Consider the following 10,083-nt stretch of genomic DNA (forward strand, 5'->3'; position numbering starts at 1 on the left):
CATTTATTTTGTAATTAACTTTCAGTTTGGTTTTCGTGGATTTTTTGAAATGAGCGTCTATCGCTTAGGTTGTTGGTATGTTTTACCCGCTGCGACGTACGTATCTTTCTGTTTGATTTCAAAGAATGTTTCAAAGAACCACGCAGCAAATTTGATCAAGTGATCGCCTTCATTCATGACGTGCTCCACGTATTCTTGCTCTTCTCCGGACTCGTCTTCTTGAGTGGTAATATGGTAAATACGTTTCTCGCCATCAACTTCTGCAAGACCAAACTGACCCGTTAGGGATTGTGCCGCTTGTGCAACTTCTTCTTCCTCACACGCCTTCAAGATTTCAAGTGCCTTTGGCATGCTTTCTTGCTGAGTAATTTCTTTTACCAGTGTTTCAAATTCGTTTTGTTGCATTCTTTCACCTAACGATTAGAGATCGGATAGTCATTTGGGCAGAAATGTATTCTAAGCTTGAGAGAAGTATCAAGGTTCGCCCTCTTCCTTTCAAACCAAGTCATTCAGTATACACAACAGGCCAGACTTAATTTAGCTGCGCATTTTAGAAAGCCGACCTTCTGGTTGCAAGTATATTCAGGTGGAAGTTTCTGCTTGAATCGTCCCTTTGGGTACTTTACGAAATTGACTCAATGCAAGCACACAGCAAGAAAGTAACGCAATAAACAGATAAAACACCCCAAGCTGCTGCTGATTCGTAACCCATGAGTCTACTAAGTACCCACCAAACAAACCTGCTAAACACATTTGAATAGAGCCAGATAACGCAGAAACCGCGCCTGCCTGTTGCTTATGTGGCGAAAGTAGCAAACTGATCGATACTGGGAATGACATGCCTTGGGCAAAACTTAAACACGTGAATGCCGTCAGCAATGAAAATACACTGAAGGGGGTAACCAACAACATGAAGCCAGCAATAGCAACAATCGCGAAACTCATCAGCAAGATTTGCTGAGCTTTGTAACGAGCGTTGATCAAATTAAGCACCAAGCTACCCGTCAGCAAACCAACTGACGGTATGATCATCAAAGAACCGTAATCTGCCGCCGTTAAGCCTAACTCTTGTTGCATTAAAAATGGATACAAGGAGAGCGTGACCAGAGCCGATAAATAACTAAGCCAGTTGTAGCTCGCACTACCAATCACTTGAGTATTCGTTAACAGGCGCAAATAATTTGCACTCACCTGGCCTACTTTAAATTTTCGCTTCGGGTAAGGCAGCGTTTCTGGCAGCACCAATAAACCAAGCGTAAAAATTGCCATTAAGTAAATCAGCACAAACACAAAGACAGCATGCCAACTCAGGTGAAAAGCAATCCAACCACCAAACAGCGGAGCAATAATTGGCATCACAGATGCCGTGACTGAAATATAAGATAGCGCTTTGGTTAATTGCATACCGTCATAACTGTCACGCAATACGGAGCGACCAAGCACCGAGGCACTGCCCGCTCCCAAACCTTGAAGTAACCGCCCCGCTTCAAGAGCAATAATGTTGTCCGAAAAGGCGATACAAATAACCGTACCAACTAGGTACACACTTTGGCCCAGAATAAATACTGGTCGACGACCAATCGCATCAGACAATGGGCCATAAAAAAGCTGAGAGATACCGAAACCAACGAGAAATAGTGTGACGAGATTCTGAATCGAATGTTGCGGCAAATTCAAGTCATGACCAATCAATGGTAAAGAAGGAAGATAAATACTAACGCCAACTTGGCCTGTGGCAATGATCATCATCGCTAATAACAATGGTGTTTTACGCAAACGTTCCTCCTACTTTGTGACAGATTGATGGCAAACAGTGTATATTTAATACTCAAAGATGATAATCAGCTAAGTTGGAAAGGAATTAATTCCCAAGGAGACACAATGGACTGGATTCAAAGCGTGAAGAGTTATATTCGTGTGGTCGAAGAAGGTAGCTTTAATGCCGCAGCGCGGAAACTCAATACCACCAGCTCAGCTATCAGTAAACGAGTTCAATGGCTAGAAGATAAAATTGGCGTTCAGCTACTTAAACGCACGACCCGCTCTATTAGCCAAACCGAAGCTGGTGCGCTGTTTTATCAACGAGCAAAAAATCAGTTGGATTCATGGCAATCAGTATTAGATGAAACTCGCTCAGTCAATCAATCACCAGCGGGGTTATTGAAAATTGGCGCGACACTGGCGGTTGGTTCTAAGTTTTTGGTGCATTACCTAGATGATTTTCTTGAGAAATATCCAGACATCACGCTTCAATTAACGACAACGCTACCAGGCCAATTGCCAGAGCTAAGCTTAGACCTGTTTATTAGCCGGGAATTAGAGCAACTGAACTCTCTGAGTTTCAAAGCCACTGCGCTTTTCGAACATAAAGCCCAGTTTTACGCTGCGCCTAGTTACCTAAAAAAATACGGCACCCCACAATGCGTTGAGGATCTGACAGAGCATAATGTCCTGATTTGGGGTGAAAAGCCCTCACGAGAAATCAAAACAAATCGAGGCAAACGTATCAGCTTGTCCGGTAACTTTGCCACGACCAACCCAGAAGCGCTGTTTCATGGTGCCAAAAGAGGCATGGGTATTCTGATGACGAATAACGTCATGATCAAAGATGATCTCAAATCCGGCGCGTTAGTCCCTATCCTGCCCGATATCACAGCGGATAAAGCCACTGTATATGCCTACTATCCAAAGCTGGATTATCAGCATACCCGAACTAAGCTGTTCCTCGATTATCTCAAATCGCGATTAGAAGAGGAGAAGCGCGCCTAGCTTAGCGTTTTTATCGCTATACCTTTAAAAGGTTCAAGCATAAAAACATGAAAATAATGATTTGTTCGTTCACAAAATTTGAAAAATCTGCCTTAGTAACCGATAGTTTATTTGATGCATATCAAATAATAATTCGTCGTGTCTTACACGATATGTTAATAACAACGCTAGGTGAAATGCTCAATGGGTCAGGTACAAATCAGTTTCCACAAAATTGATGAGATATTGAAGCTAAACGGCACGGCTCAGCTAAACCGAGTCACATTAGATATTCATCAACAATTGCAGAGCCATTGCACTTGCGTTGTAGAAGTTGCGCATCTTCAGCATTCGGCTCATACCATTTCCTTCGCCAGCAATGGAAAAATTACATACAACCTAAGCTACCACCTTTCAGGCACCCCCTGTGAAAAAGTGGCGAAAGACATTGGCGAACATATTTTCTATCAAGACCAGGTATACAAGCGTTTTCCTGAAGATCAGATGTTTCAAGAAGATGGCATTCAAGCTTATATTGGCCTGCCATTGAAGACACAAAATGGCGAAGTTCTGGGAATTTTACTGTCTACCTTTACCCGAAGCATCCACGCGAAAGAAGCGCAAGATATCCTCGACTTCCACCGATTTTATGCCAATGTCATTATTCATAGCTTACGTGAAAAGTGGGTCAGTGAACGTTCAGATAAGCTTCTTAATCAGCTTAGCTATGAGGTATCGCATGATAACCTAACTGGACTGCTCAACCGTAGCTGTTTAGCTGATACCTTGGAGACATTAACGCAGCAGGCGACTCGCCCATTCAGTTTGGCGTATCTTGATATCGATAATTTCAAATCGATCAATGATATCAACGGAAACTATATCGGCGACCAAATCATTAAGTTCACAGCTAACGCCATTCAACAGAGCTTGTCGTCGCCAAACAATGCGTTCCGTGTTGCAGGAGATGAATTCGCCTTCATCACGTACGACGAAGATCCTGTCGCCGTGTGTCAGGAAGTACTCGACAAAATTGAAAGCGGCTACAGCGACAAATCTAACCGGATTTCTTTCACCGTTAGTATTGGTATTGCACGTGCCCCAGTACATATGTTGAACAGCGATGAGCTAATTTTGAATGCTAGCCTCGCTCTCAAAGACTGTAAAAAACATCGCGATACACGAATTCAGCATTACGACACACATCTTAGCGCCCTTTATCACCGTAGAACTCAGCTTATTGAAGCTATGCGCATTCAACTTAGCGCTGACATACATGATAGCGAAGAGTTGTATGTCGTTGTTCAGCCAATCGTAGATATCACAAGCGATCGCTGGAATTACTTTGAAATCCTAGCCCGCTGGAACAGCAATGTTTACGGAAACATCTCCCCTGCGGAATTCATTGAAGCTGCCGAACAATCAGGCCTGATTATCGAGTTGGGTGAACGTATTATTGAACTCGCATGTATCGCAAAACAAGAGCTCGAAGCCAACTTAGGATACAAAGTCAAACTCTCTATCAATTGCTCTGCGTATGAGCTGGTTGACTCTAACCGCTATATTAACCACTTAACTAACATGGTTGAAAAGTATCAGCACGAAGCAAAAGACTTTGTTATAGAGCTCACCGAGACCGTCTTACTCTCACAAAGTGGCCGTGAACAGATGGTACTTAACTCGTTGCGATACTTGGGTTTTAAAGTCGCACTGGATGATTTTGGTACGGGATACTCAAGCTTGAACTATATACACAATTATCCGATTGATAGCATCAAAATCGATGCTACCTTTGTGCAGAACATGCTCTCAAATACAACCTCTGAACAAGTAGTGTTTTTGATAGCGCAATTGGCAGAGCTGCTTGATGTGGATTTGATTGCCGAAGGCGTAGAAGACGATAGAGCACTACAAAAGTTAATTGAAATGGGCTGCCACTACATCCAAGGTTATTTTTACTCTCGTCCACACAGTGTTGAAGAAATCGTACACCTGATAAATGAACGTGAAGTGCGGAGTGCCTAACGTACTGAACAGACTGCTGTCATAGAATTCAAATCTAGTTAATGCACAAAGTAAAAGAGACCAAGCTATGCTTAGTCTCTTTTTTGTTTTTTGAGCGAAGTACTTTATTACAGCACCGCTTTCTCTTTATCGCGTAACAGTTTATCCATTTCATCTCTGTTTGCGACAAAAGTAGCCATCTCTTTCTTAGGAACAGAACTCGCCATTGGGATGTTTGCTCGCATAGCGTTAACTGGACGGCCGTATTCAATCAATTCATAGTGAAGGTGTGGCCCTGTCACTCGACCTGTTTTACCGGAAAGACCGATACGCTGGCCTCGAGAAACCTTTTGCCCTTTCTTCACCAGAATCTTACTTAGGTGTAAGTAGCGGGTTTTGTATTTGCTGCCGTGCTCAACAACCACGTAGTTACCCGCATAAGGGTGTTTACGAGTCATGATTACTGTACCGTCACCAGTAGAAACGACTGGTGTACCGGTTGGCACGGCAAAGTCAGTACCGTTGTGCGGTGCGACACGCCCCGTTACTGGATGTAAACGATTAGGATTGAAGCCAGAACTGATACGCCAACGGCTACTTACAGGATAACGCTGGAATGCGCGCTGCAAGCTCTCGCCTTTAGCATTGTAGAATTGACCATCGGTATGAAGGTAAGCCGTGATTTCACGTCCGCGATTGTAGATCTTAATCGCCTCAATTTCGTTCTTGCCCGTTGGCACACCATTGATGCTTTGCGAACGACGAACGACTTCAAATCGATCACCTGCACGAAGATCACGCCCAAAGTTGAGTTGCTCTTTGAGTAAGCTCACAACTTGACTCACTTCTGCCGACGTTAGACCTAATCGACTTGCAGAAGAAGAGAAACTGCCTTGAATAACACCAACCAATGGCTCTTGGCTCCACACGCCAGGAATCGAGATATCGGTAAAGTCATAGCTACCATCACTATTTAGTTGGTAGACCACTTTATCTGCAATAGAAAATTGCAGTTCCATTTTCTCTAACTCGCCTGTCGCATCATCACGCCAAAAGCGGAGCGTGTTGCCCGGCTTTAGTGTATCAAGTGCAAGGTAGTTCAAATCCGTTTCCATTACTTTCATTAACGAGCTGTAACCGAAACCGAGCTGGCTAAAAATAGTGCTTAGGTTGTCACCTGCTTGGATTTGATATTCGAAGTTCGGGGGAGTGACAACTTCGGCAGTTGTCGCATCAAGAATTTTTTCAACGACCTGAGATTCAGGCAGGTTCAATGCGATGGTTTTGGTTAAAGATGACTCTTTGAGAGAGTGAGAAACACCAATCGCAACTAAAACTGGCAAGGAGTATAACAGCAGCGCTCTACGACTTGTCAGATTCGGCAACCGTCTTGTAATTTCATTTGTAGACACGGGAATTACTATCTCCTTTCAAACAAGGCTCATAGCTTATGCATTCCCGTATAAGAAATCACTATGAAATTTCGAGATCTAGCGCAGAAAACACTGAATTTTTACAGAACTCAAAAAAAATTCATCACTGTTGCATATGTAAGTTATTCCCTACACGCTTTAATGTGGATGAATTTAATTGATTTGGCGTATCTGCCATTGCTTGATCGTCACCATGCGCTAAATATGAAAGCGTGATAATGGCATCACTTTCCCATGTGATTTGGGTAAATTTAACGCGGTCACCGACAAAAATACTGTCTAAAAGGACAACTCGGCTCGGCACGGAGTCAAACTTAAACAAGCCAACATAGTTAAACGAACCGCTACCTTGTATCGTTACAATCATCGGTGCAGCAATCCATGAAACACTCTCAATCTCACGCTGACTAATAAACGCAGTTGGAACGAGTACCTGACCTTTTGTCGCACCTGCATCATAATCGCCTATCAAATAGCCGTTTTCTTTATCCCACTCATCAAGAAAAGTGACCGCTCCCTGCTCTGGTACTTGAATCGTCCATGGGTTGTGTGAAGTAATTCCCAGCGTCTCTTGCACAATAACATTGGTTTCTGCTTCCGTTTGAGGGAACTTAGCCATGATCTCTTCATCAGACAAACTAAAGCGATAAACACCCGCGATCACAACCACGACCAATAATACGATCGGAATAAGAAGAATAAGTGGTATCGGCAGGATTCTTTTGTGAGCCATGAAGACTTCCTTGTTTAAAGGTATAAATGAAAAGCGAGTATAGCATTGTATACCCAAATGATTTCATCCCTTCAAGTGTTTCAAAATTAAACTAAACTGACTGTATCCAAATGATTTTCAAGCCCAGATTTCATAACTGGCCACTGACACTGCTCTCAGTGTTCCAAATTCATTGGTGTATTGGGAAGAATAGGTAATCACGATGACAACAACCATTCATACATGCGAATGCGCCTGCGGTTTAGTTGAGATCCGTTGTAAGGGAGAACCCATCCGTACGTCTGTCTGCCATTGCTTTGAATGCCAGAAGCGGACAGGCAGTGTATTTGGGGTACAGGCTCGCTTTGATAAAGAGCACGTAACTTTAAACGGTGAGGTCACCTGCTATACGCGAATGGGGGATGATGGCAGCGAGGTTCAGTATGAGTTTTGCCCTTCTTGCGGCACGACAATGCGCTTATTGGTCTCTACATTTCCTGAAATCATGATCATTCCCGTCGGTCTTTTTACTGATAAAGAGTTCCACCAACCAACGGTTTCCATCTATGAGCAGAGGAAACATGGATGGGTGAGTTTCGAATGTACAATGGAACACATCAGGTAGGGGAAATCCCCCTCTATGTCGTTATCACGGTCAACGCAAAAGCTCTATAAATGAGATTTTTTTGAGAATGATCAACCGAGTTTTACTGTAAGGGGTTTCGTAACGCGGTGTGAGCGTTATAATCGGCTCCTAACATTTGGTGGGGTTTTATTGTGATTTCCAGACTTCCTCGTTGGGTGGAATATGGCGCGTTTCTACTTGCCCTTCTCGCGGGCTGCGTCAATGCCGTTGGTCTTCTCGGCTTTCAACATCAAGCGATAACACATCTTTCGGGAACCGTAACTCAGCTAGGGAACAGCTTGCTAACAGGTGTGGATAGCTCCATTCACCTGCTCTTCATCGTATTTAGCTTTTTGATCGGTGCTGCCTTTAGCGGCTTTTTTATTGAGAGCAGTGCGTTAAAACTAGGGCGAAGATATGGTGTTGCACTGTGCATAGAAGGGAGCTTGCTCCTACTCAGTTTGGGCTTTTTGGTGCAAGGGGATTTGTACGGCCAATATCTAGCGTCAGCAGCATGTGGATTACAAAACGCAATGATCACTACATTCAGCGGCGCAGTAGTCAGAACCACACATATGACTGGGATCATCACCGATCTGGGGATTATGATTGGAGAAAGCTTAAGAGGTCGTCAATTTGATAGACGTAAAGCAAAGCTATTCCTATTCATTTTCTTCGGATTCTTGCTTGGCGGTGTCGCGGGAGCCGCACTATTCGTGGTATATGGATTATATACGCTCGTTTTCCCTGCGATATTGGCTTTCGCTACGGCTCTGATCTACTGGAGTTACCTTTACGTGCTTAGTCGCCAACAAAAAGCATAAAATCTCGAACCGATTGAGGCCGAATGCTTCAATCGGTTGTAGCTCAACTCTCTCACCGCTACACATCATAATAAACGTTTTATCGTGTTGTAACGCAGCTAAAAAACCTTATAAGAGCTAGGGCTAACAGGGCTTCCGGCAAAAAGTTAGTTAGATCAAAGTCACATTTGTTTAGCGTTTTATTATTCCAGTCACAATGCGCCCCATAATTCTCTGCGCTGCCCTCGCCCCGTGCTACAATTTTCTAACACAAGCAACATATTCATATACACTTATACGTTATTTGACCAATTACCCGACAAATCGGCTGAATAACTAGATGTATTTAATGAATAGTATTGCAATGGATGCAGTTTGCGGGTACCCTCCGCAAAACTGTGATTAAATACGGATGTTTAGTGAATATTTATGTCATGGAAATGGCAAGTATTGACTAGTAGTAACACGAGACAACTATGCATAATACCACTAATGCTACTGAAGCACCTAAGGGCAACTTTTGGATGTTTTTCATCCCTTCCCTTATCGGTCTTCTACTCTTTATGGCTCCGATCTCATACGATGGCGGCCTAACTATCCCTGTTGCGGTTATGGCAAAAGTCATCCCGGCAGTATTAGGCGATACCTTGATCGCTATCGTCACCAGTATCATCGCTTTCATGGCAGTCGCTTCTGTTCTTTGCAAAATTTTCAAGCCTGCAGCGATTTTACGTAATGGATTTTTAAACGGTCTTTTCAATCCATCGCCACTTTGGCTTATTGTTCGCTTAATCGGTGGTGCAGCCGTATTAATGACATTCTTCCAAGTGGGTCCAAAAGCGATTTGGGAAGAAAATACAGGTGGCCTTGTTCTTACCGGTCTTCTACCAACTTTGTTTGCGGTGTTCATTTTTGCGGGCCTACTCCTTCCGCTTCTTCTGAACTTTGGTCTTCTTGAGCTGTTTGGCGCGTTACTGAGTAAAATAATGCGCCCGGTATTCAACCTGCCTGGCCGTAGCGCAATTGACTGTATGGCGTCTTGGTTAGGCGACGGCAGTGTTGGTATCTTGCTAACCAGCAAACAGTACGAAAATAAGTTCTATACTCAGCGTGAAGCCGCTGTTGTCGGGACAACGTTCTCAGCAGTATCGATCACGTTTAGCTTAGTGGTTATCGCTCAGGTACAGTTAGAGCATCTGTTCCTACCTTTCTACGGCGCAATCTGTTTAGCAGGTATTGTCGCTGCGGTTATCATTCCTCGCTTACCGCCGCTAAGCCTGAAGAAAGATCGCTACATTGATGGCAGCAACCCAGATAAAGATGCTGACGCCGTACCAGAAGGCCACACCACATTCTCATGGGGTATGGATCTAGCACTTAAGCGCGCGGGTCAGGTAACATCTGTTCAGTCTGTATTTAAAGAAGGCGTACATAACGCAATCGACATGGTGTTTGGTGTACTGCCTGTGGTTATGGGTCTAGGTACCGTGGCATTAGTGATTGCAGAGTACACTCCTGTATTTGAAATTCTAGGTCAGCCATTCATTCCATACCTAGAGCTACTGCAAATTCCAGAAGCTGTCGCCGCATCACAGACTATTGTTGTTGGCTTTGCGGATATGTTTATCCCGGCAATTTTAGCGGCATCAATTGATAATGAAATGACACGTTTTGTTATTGCAGCAATGTCAGTAACTCAGCTTATCTACATGTCAGAAGTTGGCGCCCTACTACTAGGCAGCAAAATTCCAGTAAACA

At 43.7% G+C, this 10,083-nt stretch carries 9 protein-coding genes; 5 read left to right on the top strand and 4 right to left on the bottom strand.

From position 1 onward, the window contains the following. Positions 1-57 precede the first annotated feature (57 nt). Both CAG69_RS12905 and CAG69_RS12910 read right to left on the bottom strand, forming a co-directional pair. Entirely contained in the window at positions 58-405 is a 348-nt protein-coding gene (locus CAG69_RS12905; RefSeq protein WP_005375501.1) for a hypothetical protein, read from the bottom strand. Positions 406-582: 177 nt separating this feature from the next. Beyond that, positions 583-1,776: a multidrug effflux MFS transporter gene (locus tag CAG69_RS12910; protein ID WP_161444539.1), complete on the bottom strand. Its 1,194-nt coding sequence runs from the start codon at positions 1,774-1,776 to the stop codon at positions 583-585. Positions 1,777-1,881: 105 nt separating this feature from the next. On the opposite strand from CAG69_RS12910, the gene CAG69_RS12915 reads away from it, so the two are divergent. Continuing rightward, entirely contained in the window at positions 1,882-2,769 is an 888-nt protein-coding gene (locus tag CAG69_RS12915) for a LysR family transcriptional regulator (protein ID WP_005391202.1), read from the top strand. Positions 2,770-2,952: 183 nt separating this feature from the next. Beyond that, positions 2,953-4,773 carry a putative bifunctional diguanylate cyclase/phosphodiesterase gene (locus CAG69_RS12920; protein ID WP_161444541.1) on the top strand — a complete coding sequence of 607 codons (1,821 nt, stop codon included), beginning with the start codon at positions 2,953-2,955 and terminating at the stop codon, positions 4,771-4,773. A 107-nt stretch (positions 4,774-4,880) separates the two neighbouring features. Here CAG69_RS12920 and CAG69_RS12925 read toward each other — a convergent pair whose 3' ends face one another. Further along, positions 4,881-6,164 carry a peptidoglycan DD-metalloendopeptidase family protein gene (locus CAG69_RS12925; protein WP_031780190.1) on the bottom strand — a complete coding sequence of 428 codons (1,284 nt, stop codon included), beginning with the start codon at positions 6,162-6,164 and terminating at the stop codon, positions 4,881-4,883. Between the two features lie 124 nt (positions 6,165-6,288). Further along, positions 6,289-6,918 (bottom strand): hypothetical protein, encoded by a 630-nt coding sequence (locus CAG69_RS12930; protein ID WP_161444543.1) that lies wholly within the window; start codon positions 6,916-6,918, stop codon positions 6,289-6,291. A gap of 202 nt (positions 6,919-7,120) precedes the next feature. Here CAG69_RS12930 and CAG69_RS12935 point away from each other — a divergent pair, with 202 nt between their 5' ends. The 3 genes from CAG69_RS12935 to CAG69_RS12945 all read left to right on the top strand — a co-directional run. Continuing rightward, entirely contained in the window at positions 7,121-7,522 is a 402-nt protein-coding gene (locus CAG69_RS12935; RefSeq protein ID WP_080955925.1) for a GFA family protein, read from the top strand. A gap of 152 nt (positions 7,523-7,674) precedes the next feature. Next, a complete protein-coding gene (locus CAG69_RS12940; protein WP_005391213.1) occupies positions 7,675-8,346 on the top strand; it encodes a YoaK family protein in 672 nt (223 codons plus the stop codon). A 455-nt stretch (positions 8,347-8,801) separates the two neighbouring features. Then, a partial coding sequence (locus CAG69_RS12945; protein WP_161444545.1) for a YjiH family protein occupies positions 8,802-10,083 on the top strand: 1,282 nt, incomplete at its 3' end.

The sequence above is a fragment of the Vibrio sp. V43_P6S15P86 genome, assembly GCF_009904725.1.
GTDB lineage: Bacteria > Pseudomonadota > Gammaproteobacteria > Enterobacterales > Vibrionaceae > Vibrio > Vibrio diabolicus.